Below are 19,782 nucleotides of genomic sequence, written 5' to 3'. Positions count from 1 at the left end.
CGGCAATCCGGGTGCCGTCCCGGGCCAGGGGACACGGGCGACCCCACGGCACCGGAACGGGTCAGATCGCGCCGACGCTGCCGGTCACCGGCAGCACGATGCCGGTGACGTAGCCCGAACACACCGGCGAGGCCAGGAACACGTAGGCCGGCGACAGCTCCTCAGGCTGCGCGGCGCGTTTCATGTCGCTGGTCGCGCCGAACTCCGGCACCTTCTCCGCCGGCGCGTCGGCCGGATTCAACGGCGTCCACACCGGCCCGGGCGCGACCGCGTTGACGCGGATCCCCCGCGGCAGCAGGTTCTGCGCCAGCGACTTGGTGAAGGCGTGGATCGCGCCCTTGGTCGAGGCGTAGTCGAGCAGCGTCGCGCTCCCCTTCAGGCCGACGACCGAGCCGGTGTTGACGATGCTCGCGCCCGGCTTCAGGTGCGGCAGCGCGGCCTGCGCCATGTGGAAGTAGCCGAAGATGTTGGTCCGGAAGGTCAGTTCCAGCCGCTCCTCGGTGATGTCGCCGATCTCCTTGGCGTGCTCCTGGAACGCGGCGTTGTTGACCAGCACGTCGAGCCGGCCGAAGCGCTGCACGACCTTCTGCACCGCTTGCAGACAGAACTCCCGGTCCTGCACGTCGCCCTTGATCAGCTCGCACCGACGGCCCTCGGCCTCGACATGGCTGGCGGTCTGGCGCGCGTCGTCGTCCTCGTCGAGGTAGACGATCGCGACGTCCGCGCCCTCGCGGGCGAACAGCACCGCCACCGCGCGGCCGATGCCGGAGTCGCCGCCGGTGACGATCGCGGCGAGCCCGTCGAGCTTGCCGCTGCCGCGGTAGTCCGGGGCGAGGAAGCGCGGCGCGGTCGACAGGTCGCCCTCGTGGCCGGGCTTGTCCAGGTGTTGCGCGGGAAAGCGGCTCGGCTCCTCGCGGGCGCCGGCCTGCACCGGCTCGCCCTTCGCCGGCTTCCTGCCGCCGTCCTTCGCGGCGGCCTCCTGGTCCTTCACGTCCTGCTGGTGCTGGACATGGCGCTGCTTGTCCGTCGTGTCCTTGGGCGTCTTGCTGGTCATCGCGGGGCTCCTCGGGTCGGTCGTCGATACCGGGAATCGGCAAGGGGCGGACCGTGCGCCGGCGCGCATCGCCCGCGAACGCCGAGGCCATCGGGCGCGCCGCTTGCAGGCGGGCCGGCAGAACAAGGACCACCCATGACGCCATTCGCCCTGCCGTTGCGTGCCCACACGGTGCCGCCGTCGCCCCCGCATCCCAACGAGGTGCCCTTCGTGCCGCCGCCGCCGCACGGCCCCGCGCCGGAGCCCGACACCGATCCGCCCGACGTCATCGACCCGCCCATCCCGGGCGAGAACCCGGTGCCCGTGCGCGAGCCGCCCTACATGCCGCCGCCCACCGCGGTGAACTGAAGGGCGGCACGGCGATTGCCTCTCGGAGGGGCTTGTTTCCCTCTGTCACAGGAGTCGCCTTTGAATGCATTGCTGCTCCCGGCGCTGCGCCGGGCATGCGCCGACGGCGTGTTGGCCAGCCTGTTCTCAGGACTGGCGCTGTTGCGCGGCAGCCGGTCCGACCTGGCTCACCTGGTCGGCCGATCCGAGTACCGCGTCGGCCGCCCGCCGCTGAAATCCTCCGCCGCCGACATCGCGCTGCACGCCGCCACCGGCCTGGTCTGGGGCGCGCTCTACGACCGCGTGCGCGCGATGCGCCAGCGCCCCACCCCGGCCAACGCGATCACCGACGCGCTGCTGCTGACCGCGGTCGCGGTCGGCGTCGACCGCGTGGTCACGCCCAGCGTGCTGACGCCCGGCGCGGACAAGCGCGCGACGGCCTCCGGCACGCGGCCGCCGTCGGCCATGAGCCTGCTGATGGTCTACGGCGGCTTCGCCGCCGGCCTGGCGCTGGGCGGCCTGCACGCGCTGCGGGACGCGCCGGCGCGGGACGACGACCCGGGCGATGCGGCCGACTACGACGAGGACTTCGGCGTCCTGGCAGATCTCGCGCCCCGTCGCGCGAGCGGCCGGGCATGAAGTCGCTGCACCTCCAGATCCGTTTCCTCGTCCCGCTGCTGATCACGCTGACCGTCGCGGCGCTGCTGGCGCTGCCGCTGCTGGACCGGATGACGCTGCGCTGGTTCTCGCGCGACCTGAGCGCGCGCGGCGAGATGGTGGCCAAGACCCTGTCGGTCGCCATCGCCGACATCGAGCCCACCGCCAAGCGCGACCGTCTGCGCAACCTGCTCGAGCGCGGCGTGCTCGACGAACGCCTGGTCGGCATCGCGATGTGCGCGGCCGACGGCACGCAGGTGCTCAGCACCAAGGGCTTCCCCGACACGCTGGGCTGCAAGGAGGCCGAGCTCACCGCCCGCCAGAAGGACCCGCGGCTGGAACTGGCCAGCGGCGCGGTGCACGTGGGCGTGTTCCCGGTCAATCCGCAGCAGGCGGACTCCGACCGGCTGGTGCTGCTGCACGACCTCAGCCTGCCCGACCGCCGCAGCCTGGACACGCGGCGCTACATGATCATCTTCATCACCGTGCTGGGCCTGGCGGTGGCGGGCATCACGATGATCGTGGCGCAGCTGAGCTGGCGCGGCTGGGTCTCGGGCATGCGCGCGATCCTGCGCGGCGAAGGCCTCGTGCGGCCGCTGCTGGGCACCGGCACCGGCGCGGAACGCGGCGGCCCGCAGAGCGCGCCGCCCGAGCTGCAGCCGCTGGAGGTCGAGATCCGGCAGCACATCCGCGAGCTCGAGGACAACCTCTACCGCGAGCACGGCCCGCTCACGCCCTGGGACCCGGAGCGCCTGCGCGGCCTGCTGCGCACGCAGCTGCGCGGGGACCAGGTGATCGTGGTCTCCAACCGCGAGCCCTACATCCACCAGCGCGGCCCGGACGGCATCTCCGTCAGCCGTCCCGCCAGCGGCCTGGTGACCGCGGTGGAGCCGGTGATGCGCGCGTGTTCCGGCACCTGGATCGCGCATGGCAGCGGCACGGCGGACCATGACGTCGTCGACGCCAACGACCGCGTCGCGGTGCCGCCGGACACCCGCGAATACGTGCTGCGCCGCATCTGGCTGACCGACGAGGAAGAGCGCGGCTACTACCAGGGCTTCGCCAACGAGGGCCTGTGGCCGCTGTGCCACGTGGCGCACGTGCGGCCGGTGTTCCGCGAGTCCGACTGGGCGCAGTACCGCGCGGTGAACCAGCGCTTCGCCGACGCGGTGGTGGCCGAGGCGCGCGGCGACGATCCGGTGGTGCTGGTGCAGGACTATCACTTCGCGCTGTTGCCGGCGATGGTGCGGGAGAAGCTGCCCAAGGCGACCATCATCACCTTCTGGCACATCCCCTGGCCCAACCCCGAGTCCTTCGGCATCTGCCCGTGGCGGCGCGAGCTGCTGCAGGGCATGCTGGGCAGCACCATCCTGGGCTTCCACACCCGCTTCCACTGCAAGAACTTCACCGAGACGGTGGACCGCTACCTGGAGGCGCGCATCGAGCACGAGCACTCGACGATCAGCTACCAGGGCGAGCCGACGCTGGTGCAGAGCTATCCGATCTCCATCGCCTGGCCGACCGACGAGGAACGCGCCGGCTGGCCCTCGCCGGCCGATGCGCGCGCGGCGGTGTTCGAGCGGCTGAACCTGGCGCCGGACACGGTGATGGCCGTCGGCGTGGACCGCTTCGACTACACCAAGGGCATCCTGGAGCGGCTGCACGCGGTCGAGCGCCTGCTGGAGAAGTACCCGCAATGGCAGGGGCGCTTCGTGCTGGTCCAGGTCGCGGCGCCGACGCGCAGCGCGCTGGAGGAGTACCGCGAGTTCCAGGACCGCATCCACCGGGTCACCGAGCGCATCAATTTGCGCTTCGGCGGCGCGGGCTACAAGCCGGTGCTGCTGCTGGCCGAGCACCACGACCATTCGGCGCTGATGTCGCTGTACCGCGCGGCGCACATGTGCGTGGTGACCAGCCTGCACGACGGCATGAACCTGGTGTGCAAGGAGTTCATCGCGGCGCGCGACGACGACCAGGGCGTGCTGATCCTGAGCCGCTTCGCCGGCGCGGCGCGCGAGCTGCCGGAGGCGCTGGTGATCAATCCGTACCACGTCGAGGAGACCACGGACGCCTTGCACCGCGCGGCCACGATGCCGGCGCAGGAGCAGCGCGAGCGCATGGCCAGCCTGCGCATGACGGTGCGGGAGTTCAACGTCTACCGCTGGGCCGGCCGCATGCTGGCCGACGCGGGCCAATGGCGGCTGCGCGAGCGCATCACGCGGCGCGTGCAGCGCCGCTCGCGCGAGTCGGGCGAGGAGGCATTGCTCCCATGATGCCGACCCGCTACCTGCTCGACGCCGAGGGACGCGCGGCGATCGATCGGCTGCTGGCGCGGCGCCCGCTGCTGGGGTTCGACTTCGACGGCACCCTCGCCCCCATCGTGATGCACCCGGACGAGGCGCGTATCCCGGAGCACACCGCCCGGCTGCTGGAACAGCTGGCCGCGCGGCTGCCGGTGGCGGTCGTCAGCGGCCGCCAGGTGCTGGACGTGCGGCACCGGCTGGGCTTCAAGCCGACGCATATCGTCGGCAACCACGGCGCGGAGGACGAGTTCGACGGGCCCGATCCGCGCGTGGTGGCGACGCTGGCCGCCTTCCGGGAGCGCGCCAAGCGCATGGAGCCGGCGCTGAACGCCGCGGGCGCGACGATCGAGGACAAGGGGGCGTCGATCGCGATCCACTACCGGATGGCGCCCAATCCGGCGCTGGCGCGCGAGGCGATCGACGCGTTGATGCGGGACCTGCCGCCGGGCATCGACACCGAGCCCGGCAAGCGGGTCGTCAACGTGCTCGCGGCCGGCGCGCCGGACAAGGGCCAGGCGTTGCTACGCCTGGCGGCCCGCTACGGCACCGACGCCGGTTTCTACATCGGCGACGACACCAACGACGAACCGGCGTTCGAGCGCGCGCACGACACCTGGGTGACCGTGCGCGTGGGTCCCCGGCTGGACCACAGCCATGCGCGCTACTACCTGAACGAGCAGGCCGAGATCGACGACGTGCTGCGGCTCATGCTCGATCGAATCGGTTGAGCGGCGACGACCGCTTCGCCGCGGCCTCCGCTCGCATCGCCAGCACGGCGGCCAGGTCCTCCGCCGCGGCGCAGTGCATCAGGCTCTCGTTCGTGGCGAGGTCGACCGCGCTGAAGTCCTTGCGCTCGAACGCCTTGACGGCCTGCCCGAGCGCGTTGTGCGCCTTGTCGATCTCGGTGGACAGCGGCCGCGACCGCGTGCCGTCCACGGGCATGAGCGCGGCCTTGAGGTGCTTCAACTCGCCATGGGCTTTCTGAAGCCGTTCGATGGCGGCCCTCGCGGCGGGACTGATCGGCGTCGGGGACGGCAGCCGTTGCGGTGGCCAGACCACGTGGTCCGAGTCGATCACCGGGCGCGAGGTGTCCATCGCCGTCGCCCTCGGTGTCGCCCTCGGTGCCGCGACCGCGACCGGTGCGCGAGCCACGTCCTGAAGATCGCCGGCCCAGGCCTTCGCGCTCAGTTGCTCGAACTTCCGACGGTCGTGCAGGAAGTTCGCCGCGGTCACGCCCTGGGCCAGGGCCCGGATCTCGCGGACCGGTGTTGTCGCGGAGGCCTGCCCGGCCTGCTTCTCGTGCTCGATCGCTGCCCTGGCGGGCGCGAGGTCGCGCATGATCGCCCGTTCCCACGTCGCCCAGGCGTCGCGTTGCATCGCCCATTCGTGCTGGAGCGGCCCCGGCTTCTCGGCCAGGGCCGACGACTTCGCGAACATGCCCTGCGCCAGCGGCAACGCCTTCACGTAATCCACCGTCGTCTGGCCGTGCCTGTCGAGAGCCACCCAATCCGCCCCCGCCGGCAAGGGCGCGCCCGCTGTCGATTCGAACTCGATACACATGCCTGGGCCCGCCATGGTCGCGTTGATCGGCCTGTCGTACATCGCGCAGTCTCCTCGATGGAAAGGCCGTTGAGTTGCCTCCGGCCTGCCCCGGTTCCCGCGTCCGTGCTCAAGGCGCCGGCGACGGCGGCAACGACGGCTTGACCACCGGCGCCGACGGCGCGGGGATGTCCTCCACCAGCGCCCTGACCCGCGGCAGCGACTGCGGATGCGTCTTCTGCAGCCAGGCGATCAACCCTTCGCGCAACTCGCAGCGCAGGTCGAAGGCCTTGCCCGAGTCCTTCGCGCTGACCAGCACGCGGATCTGCATCGTGCGTTCGGTGGTCTCGACGACCTGCACGCCGCACACCCGCCCGTCCCAGTGCGCCGAGGCCTTGCACATGGCCGCGGCCTTCTCGCGCAGTTCCGACACCGGCAACGTGAAGTCCACCCACAGCATCACCGTGCCGAGGATGCTGGCGCTGGTGCGGGTCCAGTTCTGGAACGGGTTCTCGATGAACCACTGCAGCGGGATCACCAGCCGGCGTTCGTCCCAGACCTTGAGCACGACGTAGGTGGAGGTGATCTCCTCCACCCGGCCCCACTCGCCCTGGATGATCAGCACGTCGTCGAGCCGGATCGGCTGCGCCATCGCGATCTGCAGGCCGGCCAGCAGGTTGCCGAACACCGAGCGCGCGGCCAGGCCGAACACCAGCCCGGCGATGCCCGCCGAGGCCAGCAGGCTGGCGCCGACTTGCTTGGCGCGCGGGAAGGTCATCAGCACGAAGGCCAGCGCGGTCAGCATCACCGCGCCCTTGGCGATGCGGGCCAGCACCTTGGTCTGCGTCTGGATGCGGCGGGCCTCGAGGTTGTCCTCGACGTCCACGCGGTGCATCGCGGCGACGCCGTTGGCCACGCCGGTGATCGCGCCGCTGGCGACCGCGCCGATGGCCACGATGGTCAGCACGCCCAGCAGATGCTGCACGCCGTCGATCCCGGGCACCGTGTCGGGCACGCCCTGCGCGGCGATCAGCAGGCCGGCGACGGGCATCGCCCAGCGCATCGGATTGGCGCAGCGCTGCACGACCGAGGTCAGCAGCGACGAGAAGCGCGTCAGGCGCAACGCGATCGGCTTGAGGATCGCGTGCAGCAGCAGCGCGCCGGCGACGATCACCAGCGCGCCGAGCAAGAGCTGGCCCCACAGCAGGAGGGTGCCGTCGTACGCCGCGAGGCGGGATGTCCAGTCGTTCATGTCCGCCAGGCGGCAAGCGCCGTTCCGGCCGGCGCGTCGGGTCAGCGGCGCTCGAACAGCGGCAAGGGTCCCTGGGCCAACTCGGCGCGGAGTTCCCCGGCCTCCTGTCGCGACAGCTCGTGCCACGTGGGGTCGTCCGGTCGCGGCGCAGGCAGCGCGGTCAGCCCGTGGGCGGCGGCCGACGGTCGCTGCAGCGCGTGCAGCGCGTCGACGAACTCGTTGGCGAACTCGGGCGTGACGACGAGCTCCGGTGCGAACCGGTCGAATTTCCGGGCCAGGTCCTGCAGCTGGTGGGCATCGCCGGTCGTTCCGCCACGCTTGATGGCAGACCCGGCCCGGCTCAGGTGCTCCTCCATGTTGTTCAACGACAGGCTCAACCAGGTCGCGTCGCGTCCCCCTTCGCCAATGAGGCGGAGCGCCCGGGACAGGGCCACGCCGCCCTCCATCGCTTGCTCCACGCGCTCATGCACCTGCCCGAGCGTGAAGCGCGGGACGGCCGGCGCGGCTTGCGCCTGCCCGCCGGCGTGCCCGGCCCCACTCTTCAGCGAGGTCAAGCTCTCCTGGGCCTCGGCCAGGGCCCCTTTCAGCCGGTCCATGCGCGGTCGGCAAGGCGCCGACATCACGTTCTGCCGCAGCTGTTCCTCCAGGTAGAGGCATGCCGCCGACAGCATGTCGACCGAGGCCTGGAGCCGGTCGAGGGTCAGGTCTTTCGCCGACGGCAATCCCTCGAAAAGGAAGCCCCTCAAGGATTGGTCAGTCGGCACGCGTGCTGGCGCCGCCTCACCGCCGGGGTGGGCCTCGGGAGGCATGGGGTGATCGGGGCATGCGCCGCGGCCGTTGATGGGATGCATGAGAACTTCTCCTGGAAAGCCCCCGGACGAAGGGCCCGGGACAGCGGCCGTGAGTGGCCCCGGGTGGCCTCGCCGCAGGCCGGCGGATTGCCGAACCGGGGCAAGAAGAACTTCAGGAGAGTGCTCATGACCACCGCGCAAGACGGAACCCCGCGTCCCGGCGACAACGGCGATGCCGGCCGCGGCGACGAAGGGCGCGCGGGCGGCGCCGGCGACGCCTCCGCCGCGCCCCGCCGCATGCTCGACAAGGCCCCGGTGTCGCCCGGCACGGTCCCGCCCGACGAGGCCCCTCGCCACAACGACGACGTGCAGCTGCCGCACGAACGCGACCAGAGCGTCGGTGGCGATTCGACGGGCGGCCATGGCACCGGCGCCGCCGGCGAGAACCAGCGCGAGGTCATCGGCCAGGCGCGCGAGGACCTGGCGCAGGGCCAGGTCGACACCGACCTGCGCGGCACGCCCGGCCTGGACGCGGAGCGCCGGGACCGGCTGGACGCGGAGCGCCGGGACCGGCTGGTCAAGGACGCCGGCCCGCAGACCCCGCCGTCGGCGCCGCGCCGAAAATGACGACGGGGCCTCGTCGGGCCCCGTCCTTGTCTCCATCGCGCCTCGGGAAGATCCGGGTCGTCAGCTGTGCTGGCGGCGGCGCTCGACGGCGTCGATGCGCAGCATCTGGCGGTACTTGGTCACCGTGCGCCGCGCCACCACCAGGCCCTGGCGGGCGAGCTGGCGGGTGATCTCGGCGTCGGACAGCGGGTTGTCCGCGCGCTCGGCCTCGATGATGTCCTTGATCAGCCCGCGGATCGCGGTGCCCGAGCAGGCGCTGCCGTTGCTGCTGACGATCGCGCGGGAGAAGAAGTACTTCAGCTCGTACACGCCAGTCGGCGTCGCCAGGTACTTGTTGTTGGTCACGCGCGAGACCGTCGACTCGTGGATGCCGACCTCGTCGGCGATCTCCTTGAGGCCCAGCGGCTTCATCGCCATCGCGCCGAATTCCAGGAAGTGCCGCTGGCGGCGCACGATCGCGTTGGCCACGTCCAGGATGGTGGAGAAGCGCTGCTCGATGTTGCGCATCGTCCAGCGGGCTTCCTGCAGGTGGTTGGCCATCTCGGCATGGCCCTGCTGGCGGTGACGCTGGAACAGCTCGGCGTAGACCTGGTTCATCCGCACCTTCGGGATCACGGCCGGATTGAGCTGCACGCGCCACTGGCCGCGCACCTTGGTCGTCAGCACGTCCGGCACGATGTACGCGGCCTGCGTGGTCTCGTAGCGCCAGCCCGGGCGGGGGTCGAAGCGGCGCAGCTTCAGGCAGACGGATTCGGCCTCGGCCACGCTCACGTCCAGCAGCTGCGCCAGCGCCGGCACGTCGCGCGAGGCCAGCAGGTTCAGGTGTTGCGTGATGATCCGCTCGGCCAGCGTCCGGCTGCGGGCGTCCTCGATCTTGGGCAGCTGCAGCAGCAGGCATTCGGCGACGCTGCGCGCCCCGACGCCCAGCGGATCGAGCGCCTGCACGCGCTTGAGCGCGATTTGCATCTCCTCGATCGCCACCGGCGGCTGCATCTGGGCGACCGCCGCGAGTTCCTCGAGCGAGCTGCGCAGGTAGCCGTCGTCGTCGACCGACTCGGCCACGATCGTCGCCAGCACCAGGTCGCGCGGGGACAGGCGCAGCACGTTGAGCTGGCTGCGCAGGTGTTCGCGCAGGCAGGTCTGCGCGGCGGTCATCTCCAGCGCGCTGAGCTCGCCGTCCTCGGCGCGGCGCATCGATCCGGAGCTCTCGGCGCGCCAGATCTCGCGGTCGTCGGGCAGCGGCTCCGGAGCGTCGGACATCACCGGTCCCGGCGCGACCGGCACGTCCGCGTCCAGCGGCAGCGCGTCGTCCGAGCCTTCGGTGACCTCCAGGAAGGGATTGCGCCCCAGCATGTCGGTGACCATCGTGGAGAAGTCCAGCGACGACATCTGCAGCAGCCGCACGGCGTGCTGGAGGCGAGGCGACAGCGTCTGCGTCTGCTTGTGCTCGTGCCTGAGTTCCATTGCTCCCACTTGTGAGACTCCTGTCGAAAGGGGGTGAAACCGCCTGCAACCCGTTCCGTTCCTCCCGCGATGCGCAAGGCCGGGAACGGCTTGTAGGCAGTGCCGGTGACCGGCCTGATGGAACCCACAGCGCAAGGACCATGCCATCGCCGCTTCGAGGTTTCACATCGCGAAGACCGCGTCATCCGGCGTGCCTGCCCGATCGCCGCAAACCCACTGGGCACGGGGCCTGCCGGGGAATCGTCGACGGCGAGGCCTGACCCCGTCTCCTCCTCAGCCCGCCCGCCGTCCGTCCGCATCGCGGACGCGCCATGCCGTCCCCCGGCCCTTCCCAGGCAAGGCTTTCGGCATCCTTTACCGATGCGAGGCCCCTCGCTCCCCCCGCCAAGAAGAAAGCGAAGGCCGCGGGCGCTACTGGGACCGGAATGAGGCTTGGGGGTCCAGGAGGGATCCCCCATGCCTCGTGGAGGGTCCGCGCTTGGCGTCGAGCAGTTGGGCGGTGCATCGCCAACCCACGCAAGACAGGCCCGAGGTAACCCCCTGTACCCACGTCGCCAACGCGGTTGGCCCGTCCCTTGCTTCGCCGCAGTGACCGCCCTCGCATTTCGTCATCCTTACCATCTTGCGTTCCGCCCCCCTGCCCCCGACCTCGATGCGCCGCTGGGCGACGCGGGGCCTGCTGTTGATCGCGCTGGTCTTCCTGCTGAAGGAGGCGAGCGCGATCGTGTTGCCGGTGCTGGTGGCGTTGATCCTGACCTTCGTGCTGGCGCCGGCGGTGCGGACGATGCGGCATCACGGCATGCCGGAGGCGGTGAGCGCCGCGATGTTGGTGACGACGCTGGTGGGCTGCACGGTATTGAGCGTGGCCTTGCTGGCCGAGCCGGTGGCGGACTGGTGGCAGCGGGCGCCGGTGGCGGTGTCGCAGGCCTTGAACCGGGTGGACCGGTGGCGGGCGGCGATTCCGGGTTTCGGTCCGCCGGTGGAGCGTCGCGCGGGACGCGCGGCCGCGGCGACGCCGCCGAACGATCCCTTGCGGGAGCGGCTGGCCAGCGAGGGTGTCGCGCTGACGGCGCAGGTGCTGGGCACCGGCGTGAAGTTCCTGGTGTCGGCCGCCGCGACGACGATCCTGCTGTATTTCCTCCTGGCGTCGGAGCACTGGGTGCTGTCGCGCTGCATCGAGCTGCTGCCGCACCGGCAGCGGCTGCGCGCGGTGGTGCTCGGCGGGCTGCGCGCGGCGCAGCGCGACATCTCGCGCTACGTGGTCTCGGTCTCGGCGATCAACCTCGTCATGGGGCTGGTGGTGGCCGGCACGATGTGGCTGGTGGACCTGCCCAATCCCGGCCTGTGGGGCGCGGTGGCCGGCCTGCTGAACTTCGTGCCCTACCTCGGTCCGCTGATCATGTCGGGGCTGCTGCTGGCGGCCGCGCTCGCCTCGTCGCTGGGCGATGCCGGGGTCGGGTCGCTGCTGGCGCCGGTGGCGGCCTACCTGTGCATCCACGCGGTCGAATCCAACGTCATCACGCCGATGGTGATCGGCAAGCGGCTGTCGATGAATCCGCTGTCGGTGCTGCTGTCGGTGATGTTCTGGGGCTGGCTCTGGGGCGTGGCCGGCGCGGTGCTCGCGGTGCCGCTGCTGATCTGCCTGCGCAGCCTCAGCCAGCGCAACCGCCGCATGCGTCCGGTCGCCGTCTACCTGCGCGGCAGCGACCGCCCCTGCCCGCCGTTGAGCGCCTTGCTGCGTCCCCATCCCGACGGCCCCGCCGGTCCCGTCTCCCCAGGCGGCGCCACCGCCGCCGGCCGCCCCACCCCACGCTCGGACCCCCTTGAACAGCACCGCCCATAATCTGCCGCCTCGACGCTCCCGCGTCCGCGCCGCCGCCTTCTGGCCGCGGCGCCACGCCCGTTCCTCCGCCGCCCCCTCGCCCATGCCCCTGCCGATCCGTTCCCGCCTGCTCGTGCTCGTCCTGTCCGTGATGCTGCCCGGCATCATCGCGGCGCTGTGGGTCAGTTGGCAGACCTGGAGCGACGAGCAGGAAGCCACCGTGCGCCACATGCGCGACAGCACGCGCGCGCTGTCGATGGTGGTGGACAAGGAACTGGCGCGCCGGGCCAACATCGCGCGGGTGCTGTCGCTGTCGCAGATCCTGGACAGCTCGCCGCAGATCCCGGCCGACGACCTGGCGATGCTGGAACTGCAGTCGCGCCGCGCGATGCAGGGACTGGCCGGCTGGGTCGAGCTGGCCGCGCCGGACCGGACGCTGTTCAGCACGCGGCTTGCCGCCGGGCGGGTGGCGGACACGCCGCCGACGGGCGCGGTTCCCGCCGCGCCGCTCGCGCCACCCGTCGCCTTCCCGCCCGCCACCGGCGCCTCGGCCGCCGCCACGTCGGCGGCCACCGTCCCGCCGGGCCTGCCCACGCGGGCCGCCTCGCGGCCGGTGCTGGTGCGCGAGTCGGTGCCACTGTCGGAGCAGGCGGTGATCGGCGACCTCGGCCCGGACCGCGCCACCGGCCAGCTGCGCGCGCAGATCGTCCAGCCGATCGAGCGCGGCGGCCATGTCTGGCTGAACATGACGATCACCGTGCTGCCGCAGGAGCTGCAGCAGATCATCGACGCGCAGCGCCTGCCCGGCGACTGGACCGCGACGATCATGGACGGCAGCGGCACCATCGTCGCCCGTCACCCCGGCGGCATCAGCTACGCCGGGCGCCCCGCCACCGACGACCTCAAGCGGCTGATGGCGACGCGGGACGAGGCCCAGTTCGAGTCGGTCAACCTCGACGGCAAGCCGGTGCTGGGCTACTTCAGCAAGTCGCCGCAGGGCTGGACCGTGGTCACCGCGGTGCCGCGGGTGTCAGGCCTGGCGGGCCTGGGCGGCAGCACCGCGCTGCAGCCGATCGCCGTGGGCGCGCTGCTGCTGGTGCTGGTGGGCATGTTCGGCGCGCTGTGGATCAGCCGCCGCATCTCGGGCCCGATCCACGCGCTCAACGAGATCGCCAACGCGCTGCGCGCCGGCGAGCCGGTGCGCGCGCCCAGGACCGGCATGCTCGAATGCGACGAGGTGGCCCTGGCGCTCGAGGATGCCAGCGCCGCGATCCGCCAGGGGCGCTCGGAGCTGGAGGACCGCGTCAACGAGGCGATCGACCGCACCCGCGAGGCGGAACAGCTGAGCTCGCGCGCGCAGCGCATCGCCGCGCTGGGCCGGCTGACCGGCGGCGTCGCGCACGACTTCAACAACCTGCTGGGCGTGATCAGCAACAGCGCGCACCTGATCCAGCGCAGCCCGCATGCCGAGTCGATGGCGATGCCGCTGGGCGCGATCATGCGGTCGGTCGATGTCGGCAGCCGGTTGACGCAGCATCTGCTGCGCGTGTCGGGACGCCAGCCGGTGCATCCGCAGGTGATCGACCTGCGCTCGACGCTGGGCGAGATGAACGAGCTGCTGGCCACGGTGCTGGGCAAGCGGATGCAGCTGACGACGACGATGGCGCCGGACCTGCCCAGCGTGCGGGTCGATCCGTCGGAGCTGGAGCTCGCGCTGATCAACATCGCGCTGAACGCGCGCGACGCGACCAACGGCATGGGCGAGATCACGCTCGAGGCCGGCCGCGCGTCGCCGGGCGACGTGCAGGACCTGGCGCCCGGCGAGTACGTGGCCATCACCTTCACCGACCGCGGCCCGGGCATCCCGGACGACATCCTGGGACGCGTCTTCGAGCCCTTCTTCACCACCAAGCAGGTCGGCAAGGGCACCGGCCTGGGGCTGAGCCAGGTGATGGGCTTCTGCGTGCAGGCCGGCGGCACGGCGCGCATCGCCAGCCAGCTCGGCGCGGGCACGACGGTGACGCTGCTGCTGCCGTCGCAGGCCAGCGCGCCGGTGCGCGCCCGGCCCGACCAGCCGCGCGAGGACGCGCGCGCCAACAGCCTGGCCGGCGCGCGGGTGCTGCTGGTGGAGGACAACGAGGAACTCAACCGCGTCACCGCCAGCCTGCTGCGCAGCTTCTCCTGCCAGGTGCTGTCGGCCAAGGACGCGGACGAGGCGCTGCAGCTGTTCGGCAGCGGCGCGGCGGTGGACGTGGTGTTGTCGGACGTGGTGATGCCGGGCTCGATGGACGGCCAGGCGCTGGCCCGCGAGCTGCGCACGCGCCGCGCCGGGCTGCCGATCGTGCTGATCAGCGGCTTCAGCGAGGCGCTGACGGCCGAGTCCTCGTTCATCGTGCTGCGCAAGCCGGCGTCGCCGTCGCAGATCCTGGAGGCGCTGCGGCGCGCGATGGGGCTGCCCACGGGTACGTGACTTGCTGAATCCCTGGCATCTCCACTCCCCCTTTCGGAAAGGACTGCCATGGACAACAAGGACGTCATCGACGAACTGAACACGCTGATCGAGACCTGCAAGGACGGCGAGTACGGCTTCCTGAGCTGCGCCGAGCACGTCAAAAGCACCAGCCTGCGCGAGGTCTTCGCGCAGCGCGCCGCGGACTGCCGCCAGGCCTGCGCGGAATTGCAGCAGCTGGTGCGGCAGCACGGCGGCCAGCCCGAGGACGAAGGCAGCACCAGCGGCGCGATGCATCGCGGCTGGGTGGCCGTCAAGGGCACGCTGACCGGCTACAGCGACAAGGCGATGCTCGAGGAATGCGAGCGCGGCGAGGACGCGGCCGTGGGCCGCTATCGCAAGGCGGCGCAGAAGGACCTGCCGGCCGGCGTGCTGGAAGTGGTCCAGCGACAGCTCGCCGGCGCGCTGCGCAACCACGACCAGGTGAAGCTGCTGCGCGACCAGGCGCGCAACGCCGAGAAGGTGTAAGGCAAGAAGGCGCCGCGCGTCAGCGCGGCGCCGCGGGATCGTCCTCGCGTGACGCCTCGCGCTTCTGCTTGCGCCCGTGCATGAACCCGGCGATCACGCCCAGCAGCAGCTGGGACACCTCCGGGCCGAGCTTGCCGCGGATGCTCAGCGGCATCAGCCCCCACAGCATCGTCAGCAGCTGCAGCGTGCCGAACTCCGGACGCGCGGCGTTCTCGCCATGCGCCGGGCCCTGCCCGTCGCCCGCCGCCGGTGCCGCGCCGTGGAAAGCATGCCGCCCGCGACCGGCATGCCGGTCGTGGTGCCCGCGCCCAGGGCGCCGGCCACGGATCAGCCGCCAGAACAACCAGCTGGCGCCGGTGCCCAGCGCCGGCAGCAACCAGCGGCTCGGCACCAGCACCGCCTTCCCGCGCTTGTGCAGCGCGTCCCAGTGCAGCTGAAACTCCAGGTCGCGCCGGACGACGCGCAGTTCGGCCATCTCGATGCGCAGCGTCAGGTCCTCGATCGTCTCCGGCAGGTCGGCGCGATCGGGGACGTCGGGAATGCGGCGGGGATCAGGGCGTGGGGGCGGTGCGGGCATCGGCGCTCGGTTCCTCGGGATCCATCGGATCGTTGAACAGCCAGTGGAACTGGCGACGGGAGGCCGGCAGCGACAGCATCGGCGCCAGCGCCTTCATCGCCGCGACGACCCACAGCAGCACCAGCAGGTTGAGCACCAGCACGCCGCCGAACGCCCACGGCCAGCTCAGGCCGAAGTGCACCGCCAGCGCGGCCAGCAGCGCCCACAGCGCCAGCCAGGCCGTCGCGCCGGCGATCGCGGCGACGACGCCCAGGATCGCCAGGCTCACCAGCCCGTGCCGCGCGCGGCGCAGCTCGAGCGCCAGCAGCAGCAGGCGGCCCGACAACATTCCGCGCGCCGCGCGGGCCATGCCCTGCAACTCCCCCAGCCATCCCGCGTCGGGCGGCAACTCGCCGCGCGGCGGCGCCCCGGAGGGCGGCGCCGGCGGCGGAGGGAACGGCGGCATGCCGTCCCCGGGTCCGGTCGCGGAAGCGGAAGACGCGGAGAACGCGGACGAAGCAGCGCTGTCGCTCATGGGCGCGCCGCGCTCAACGCGTCAGCCGCGCGATCAGCATGCCAACCGCCAGCGCCGTGCCCACCGCCATCAGCGGATGCTCGCGCACGTTGTCGCGCAAACTGTCACACCACTCGTTGCCCGTCGTGCGCAAACGCTCGGCACGCTCGTGCAGCAGATCGTTCGTATCCTCCAGGCTCTTCTGCAAATGCTGCGCCGCCGGGGCCGCCGACGTCGCCAGCCGATCGATCGTCGCGTGCGCCTTGTCGGCCACGCGATTCACCATGTCGACCGCGGCGGTGCTCGACGGCGCGGCGCCCGCACCGTTCGAAGCCTTGGCAGCGTCCTCGGACGTCGTGAACGGCACAGTCTTGTCGCTCTTCTCGTTGTTGGGAGTGGTGCTCATGACTCAAATTCCTTTCTTGATGCTCGGCAAGGCAGTGGAAGGTGGACTCGTTGATGGCAAGGAGCGTTCCCTCCATCCGCACCACTCGCACGGGTGAGCGATCGCGGAGGAAAACCGGTGCCCCCTTGCGCTCAATTTCCTCCTCGCCGCTCGGAATTCGCTCCAGGGGGCACCGGTTTCCCTCCGCTTCACCCACAGCGAGACAGTCGACGAGGGGAGCCGTGGTGCGCTGCGGCGCGGCGCGACGCTGCGCGGGCGGTCGTCAGCGCGGGAGCGGCGGCTTCGGGTGCGCGTCCAGGCCGCGGTGCGGCGACTCCGCCACCTGCGGGCGGCCGCCCTCCGGCTCCAACATCTCCTCGATGATGAAGTGACCGTAGTACTGCGCGCGCTCGGCACGATTGCGGCGCGCGATCTCGGCGATCTCCCGCGCCTGCGCGTCGTCCTTGGCCTTCACGACCAGGAAGTGATAACCGCGCTCGGCCAGCTCGCCGTGGCTGCGCAACAAGTTGATCTCCTGGCCGATCGCCGCCAGCGGACTCGCGCGCTTCAGGTCGCGCTCCACCAGCGCCACCATCTCGCGATCCCCCACCGCATGCAGGTCGCCATCCGCGATGCCGTGCGCGCTCAGCGCCGCCCGGGCCTGCGCCGCCTGCGTCGCGTCCGCGAAACTGATCACCAGGTGATCCACCGGCTTGTGCACGCCAAAACTGGTGGGACGCTCGTCGTCACTGCCGGCAGCGCCGGAACGGATGCTCGTGGCCATGTCGACCTCCTTGAAAGTCCAAAGGACCCTTCCCCACCAAGGCAAGCCTCATACCCATCGCCGCTCGCGCCTTTGCGGATCGCGAAGCGATCGCCGCCCAAAGCCCCGTCATCGTGTCGCCCCCGTTGACGCGGGGGTCATCCGCCGGTTACACCGGACGCGCTGAATCCCTCCGTGGAATCCCCAACCCTGGGGAGCCTCACGGGCACGGCGATTGCCCTTTTTCGCGACCAACTGATCAGAACAGGGAAGGAGCGAACGATGAATGACGGCCTCAGCTCGGTGCTGTACATCGAAGACAGCCCCCTCAACGTCATCGTGATGGAGGCAATGTTCGAACAGCGTCGCGACCTGCGCCTGCATGTCGCCGAAGCCGGCATGCCGGCCTGGCGCCTGAGCGCGAAGCTGCAGCCGTCGCTGCTGCTGGTGGACCTCAACCTGCCCGATTGCCACGGCTCCGACCTGCTGAAGCTGCTGCGCATGCGGCGCGGCTGGGCGCAGGTGCCGGCGATCGCGGTGACGGCCGATTCCGACTTCGATGCGATCGGCTGCGGCTTCCTCGAGCTGTGGGCCAAGCCGCTGGACGTGCGCAAGACCCTGGACCGCCTGGCCGAACTGCTGCCGCCGCCCAGGCTGGCGCATCTGCCTGCCGCTCGCTCGGCCGGCGCGATCGAGACGGCGGCCCCGTCCGGCGGTGTCGTGATCGACCCCGCCACCGAAGGCACGCGACGAGAGCCCGGGATGATGGCCCGGCACAAGCAGTCGCTGGCGCCGCGCCAGACCGACTACGGCTGGATGCGCTGATCGCGCCAAGGAGGCCACCCCCGTGACCGCCTGGCTCGACGCACCGCTCACCACCCTCTCCCTCCACGACCTGGACTTCTCCCGCGAACAGCGGGAAGTGGCCTCGCGCGCGCGGCTGCGGCCGGCCGTGTTCCTCGACAAGGACGGCACGCTGGTCGAGCCGGACGACGCCGCCGTCGCCGATCCCAACCGCCTGCGGCTGGTGCCGGGCGCGGGCGAGGCGCTCGCGCGGCTGGGCGCGGCGGGCCTGGCGCTGGTGCTGGTCACCAACGAGAGCGGCATCGCGCGCGGCGCCTTCACCCGCGCCCAGTTCGCGCGGCTGCAGGGCGCGCTGCTGCGCCGGCTGCAGGAGGAATTCGGCGTGACGCTGACGGACGTGGCCGTCTGCCCGCACGCGCCGGACGCGCAAGGCCGTCCGGCCTGCCTGTGCCGCAAGCCCGCGCCCGGCATGCTGACCCGCGCTGCGCGGGCGCACGGCCTGGACCTGGCGCGGTCGTGGATGGTGGGCGACCTGCTCGACGACGTCGAGGCCGGCCATCGCGCCGGCGCGGCGGGCCTGCTGCTGGACACCGGCGGCGAGACCGCCTGGCGACGTTCGCCGCTACGGGAGCCCGACGGCGTGTTCAGCGACTGGCCGTCGCTGACCGATCACCTGCTGCGCGCGGCCGCGACGACGGACGCGGCGCTGCTCGCGGCGAGCGCGCCGGACGACCCGGACGCGTCGACGGCCGATCCGCTGGACTCGATCTGCGACGCGATCGGCCCGTCGCCGGGCCCGTCGTCGACGGTGCAGGCGCCGGCGTAGCGACCTCCACCCGCGGCTGGGTCTTGAGCAGGCCCATCAGGCGCCGTTCCGCGATGCTCAGTCCCTGGCCCGCCGGCGGCGCCCGCATCCAGCGCTGCGACGGCAGCTCGGCCAGCCGGTCCGACTGACCCCAGGCGAGCACCGCCGGATGGATGTACGACTTGCGGCAGACCGCCACGGTGTTGCCCAGGCGCGTGGCGACATCGGCCACCGTGCGCTTGAGCGCGTCGACCGGCGCGGTGCCGGCGCGCGCGTGGCCCAGCAGCAGGTCCAGGGCCAGCACGCTGGCATGCCAGGTGCGGAAGACCTTGGCGCTGCAGGTCGGGCCGCCCGCGCTGGCGAGCCAGTCGTTCACGTCGGAGGCATCGATGCGGTGCGGCTCGCCCGCTTCGTCCTCGTAGCCGAAGAGTTCCTGGCCCGGCAGGTCGCGGCAGCGGCGCACCAGCGCGGCCACCCGGTCGTCGCGCACGGCGAGCTGGTGGCGCACGCCGCTCTTGCCGGGAAAGCTCAGCAGCAGCGCGTCGCCCTGGACCTTCACGTGCCGCGACAGCAGCGTGCTCAGCCCGTAGGAGCCGTTGCTGCGGGCGTACTCGCGGTGACCGATCCGCATCCAGGTGCGGTCGAGCAGCCGCACCAGCGCGGCGATGACGCGTTCGCGGTCGAGCCCGCCCTCGCGCAGGCGCCGCGCGACCTGGCGTCGCAGGCGCGGCAGGCGCTGGCCGAAGTCCAACAGCAGCCCGAACTTGTTCTCGCCGCGCAGCGCCATCCAGTCGGCGTGATAGCGGTACTGCTTGCGGCCGCGCGCGTCACGCGCCGTGGCCTGGATGTGGCCGTCGTCGCGGGCGCAGATCCAGACGTCGACGTAGGCCGGCGGGATCGCCAGCGCGCGGATGCGCCGCAAGGTCGCGGCGTCCTTGACCGGTCGCCCGTCGGCATCGACGTAACGGAAGCCCTTGGCCGCGCGCCGGCGGCGCAGGCCGGGCTCGCAATCGGACACCCAACGCAGTGACATACACATCCTCCTGCCTCTCCCGAGGCAGGCGGCATGCCAAGACCCTCACCCCAGCCCTCTCCCGCAGTGCGGGAGAGGGAGAAGAGAAGAGAAAGCGCCGCGCGGGCCT

Annotated in this window: 19 protein-coding genes and 1 pseudogene; 10 read left to right on the top strand and 10 right to left on the bottom strand. The window is 71.8% G+C overall.

Annotated features, from left to right (window positions below; all coding sequences use genetic code 11):
• Positions 1–61: 61 nt before the first annotated feature.
• A complete protein-coding gene (locus N5D62_RS16330; protein ID WP_279758910.1) occupies positions 62–1,054 on the bottom strand; it encodes an SDR family oxidoreductase in 993 nt (330 codons plus the stop codon).
• 135 nt (positions 1,055–1,189) lie between these two features.
• Between N5D62_RS16330 and N5D62_RS16325 the strand changes: the two genes are divergently transcribed.
• The 4 genes from N5D62_RS16325 to otsB are packed head-to-tail and all read left to right on the top strand — an operon-like array spanning position 1,190 to position 5,069.
• Complete coding sequence (locus tag N5D62_RS16325; protein ID WP_279758908.1) at positions 1,190–1,402, top strand: hypothetical protein; 213 nt, start codon at positions 1,190–1,192, stop codon at positions 1,400–1,402.
• A gap of 60 nt (positions 1,403–1,462) precedes the next feature.
• A complete protein-coding gene (locus tag N5D62_RS16320; protein ID WP_279758907.1) occupies positions 1,463–2,020 on the top strand; it encodes a hypothetical protein in 558 nt (185 codons plus the stop codon).
• Positions 2,017–4,311, top strand: coding sequence for a trehalose-6-phosphate synthase (locus N5D62_RS16315; RefSeq protein WP_279758906.1), 2,295 nt, complete (start codon positions 2,017–2,019; stop codon positions 4,309–4,311). The genes N5D62_RS16320 and N5D62_RS16315 overlap by 4 nt, the downstream gene beginning before the upstream one ends.
• Positions 4,308–5,069 carry a trehalose-phosphatase gene (otsB, locus tag N5D62_RS16310; RefSeq protein WP_279758905.1) on the top strand — a complete coding sequence of 254 codons (762 nt, stop codon included), beginning with the start codon at positions 4,308–4,310 and terminating at the stop codon, positions 5,067–5,069. Before N5D62_RS16315 ends, otsB begins: the two co-directional genes overlap by 4 nt.
• On the opposite strand, the gene N5D62_RS16305 is transcribed toward otsB, so the two are convergent.
• From N5D62_RS16305 to N5D62_RS16295, 3 genes are all read right to left on the bottom strand, one after another.
• Entirely contained in the window at positions 5,047–5,844 is a 798-nt protein-coding gene (locus tag N5D62_RS16305; protein WP_279758904.1) for a hypothetical protein, read from the bottom strand. The two genes, otsB and N5D62_RS16305, sit on opposite strands and share 23 nt — an antisense overlap.
• 166 nt (positions 5,845–6,010) lie before the next feature.
• A complete protein-coding gene (locus N5D62_RS16300) occupies positions 6,011–7,132 on the bottom strand; it encodes a mechanosensitive ion channel domain-containing protein (protein ID WP_279758903.1) in 1,122 nt (373 codons plus the stop codon).
• A 41-nt stretch (positions 7,133–7,173) separates the two neighbouring features.
• Positions 7,174–7,983 carry a hypothetical protein gene (locus tag N5D62_RS16295; protein WP_279758902.1) on the bottom strand — a complete coding sequence of 270 codons (810 nt, stop codon included), beginning with the start codon at positions 7,981–7,983 and terminating at the stop codon, positions 7,174–7,176.
• A 126-nt stretch (positions 7,984–8,109) separates the two neighbouring features.
• On the opposite strand from N5D62_RS16295, the gene N5D62_RS16290 reads away from it, so the two are divergent.
• A complete protein-coding gene (locus N5D62_RS16290; protein ID WP_279758901.1) occupies positions 8,110–8,550 on the top strand; it encodes a hypothetical protein in 441 nt (146 codons plus the stop codon).
• 60 nt (positions 8,551–8,610) lie between these two features.
• Here the strand turns inward: N5D62_RS16290 and rpoN are convergent, their stop codons facing one another.
• Positions 8,611–10,014, bottom strand: coding sequence for an RNA polymerase factor sigma-54 (rpoN, locus tag N5D62_RS16285; RefSeq protein WP_279758900.1), 1,404 nt, complete (start codon positions 10,012–10,014; stop codon positions 8,611–8,613).
• Between the two features lie 622 nt (positions 10,015–10,636).
• Between rpoN and N5D62_RS16280 the strand changes: the two genes are divergently transcribed.
• From N5D62_RS16280 to N5D62_RS16270, 3 genes are all read left to right on the top strand, one after another.
• Positions 10,637–11,857, top strand: a complete 1,221-nt coding sequence (locus N5D62_RS16280) for an AI-2E family transporter (protein WP_279758899.1) — start codon at positions 10,637–10,639, stop codon at positions 11,855–11,857.
• 82 nt (positions 11,858–11,939) lie between these two features.
• Positions 11,940–14,306, top strand: coding sequence for an ATP-binding protein (locus tag N5D62_RS16275; RefSeq protein ID WP_279758898.1), 2,367 nt, complete (start codon positions 11,940–11,942; stop codon positions 14,304–14,306).
• 48 nt (positions 14,307–14,354) lie between these two features.
• Complete coding sequence (locus tag N5D62_RS16270) at positions 14,355–14,813, top strand: PA2169 family four-helix-bundle protein (protein WP_279758897.1); 459 nt, start codon at positions 14,355–14,357, stop codon at positions 14,811–14,813.
• A 19-nt stretch (positions 14,814–14,832) separates the two neighbouring features.
• On the opposite strand, the gene N5D62_RS16265 is transcribed toward N5D62_RS16270, so the two are convergent.
• From N5D62_RS16265 to N5D62_RS16250, 4 genes are all read right to left on the bottom strand, one after another.
• A complete protein-coding gene (locus tag N5D62_RS16265; RefSeq protein WP_279758896.1) occupies positions 14,833–15,390 on the bottom strand; it encodes a hypothetical protein in 558 nt (185 codons plus the stop codon).
• Positions 15,365–15,835, bottom strand: a complete 471-nt coding sequence (locus N5D62_RS16260) for a hypothetical protein (protein WP_279758895.1) — start codon at positions 15,833–15,835, stop codon at positions 15,365–15,367. Before N5D62_RS16260 ends, N5D62_RS16265 begins: the two co-directional genes overlap by 26 nt.
• Positions 15,836–15,917: 82 nt before the next feature.
• On the bottom strand, positions 15,918–16,289 hold the full coding sequence (locus N5D62_RS16255; protein WP_279758894.1) for a hypothetical protein: 372 nt from the start codon (positions 16,287–16,289) through the stop codon (positions 15,918–15,920).
• 262 nt (positions 16,290–16,551) lie between these two features.
• Positions 16,552–17,052, bottom strand: coding sequence for a hypothetical protein (locus N5D62_RS16250; protein WP_279758893.1), 501 nt, complete (start codon positions 17,050–17,052; stop codon positions 16,552–16,554).
• Between the two features lie 261 nt (positions 17,053–17,313).
• Here N5D62_RS16250 and N5D62_RS16245 point away from each other — a divergent pair, with 261 nt between their 5' ends.
• Both N5D62_RS16245 and N5D62_RS16240 read left to right on the top strand, forming a co-directional pair.
• The gene (locus N5D62_RS16245) at positions 17,314–17,856 is read left to right on the top strand and encodes a response regulator (protein ID WP_279758892.1); all 543 of its coding nucleotides are present in this window, start codon (positions 17,314–17,316) and stop codon (positions 17,854–17,856) included.
• Positions 17,857–17,878: 22 nt separating this feature from the next.
• Positions 17,879–18,427, top strand: a pseudogene (locus N5D62_RS16240) (HAD-IIIA family hydrolase); the annotation flags it as partial.
• A 52-nt stretch (positions 18,428–18,479) separates the two neighbouring features.
• Here the strand turns inward: N5D62_RS16240 and N5D62_RS16235 are convergent.
• Positions 18,480–19,673 (bottom strand): DNA topoisomerase IB, encoded by a 1,194-nt coding sequence (locus N5D62_RS16235; protein WP_279758891.1) that lies wholly within the window; start codon positions 19,671–19,673, stop codon positions 18,480–18,482.
• Between the last annotated feature and the right edge of the window lie 109 nt (positions 19,674–19,782).

It is taken from the genome of Mitsuaria sp. GD03876, from assembly GCF_029840635.1.
Classification (GTDB): domain Bacteria; phylum Pseudomonadota; class Gammaproteobacteria; order Burkholderiales; family Burkholderiaceae_C; genus Roseateles.
The sequence above is the reverse complement of the archived record's forward strand: the minus strand, read 5'-3'. Positions and strand labels throughout refer to the sequence as shown.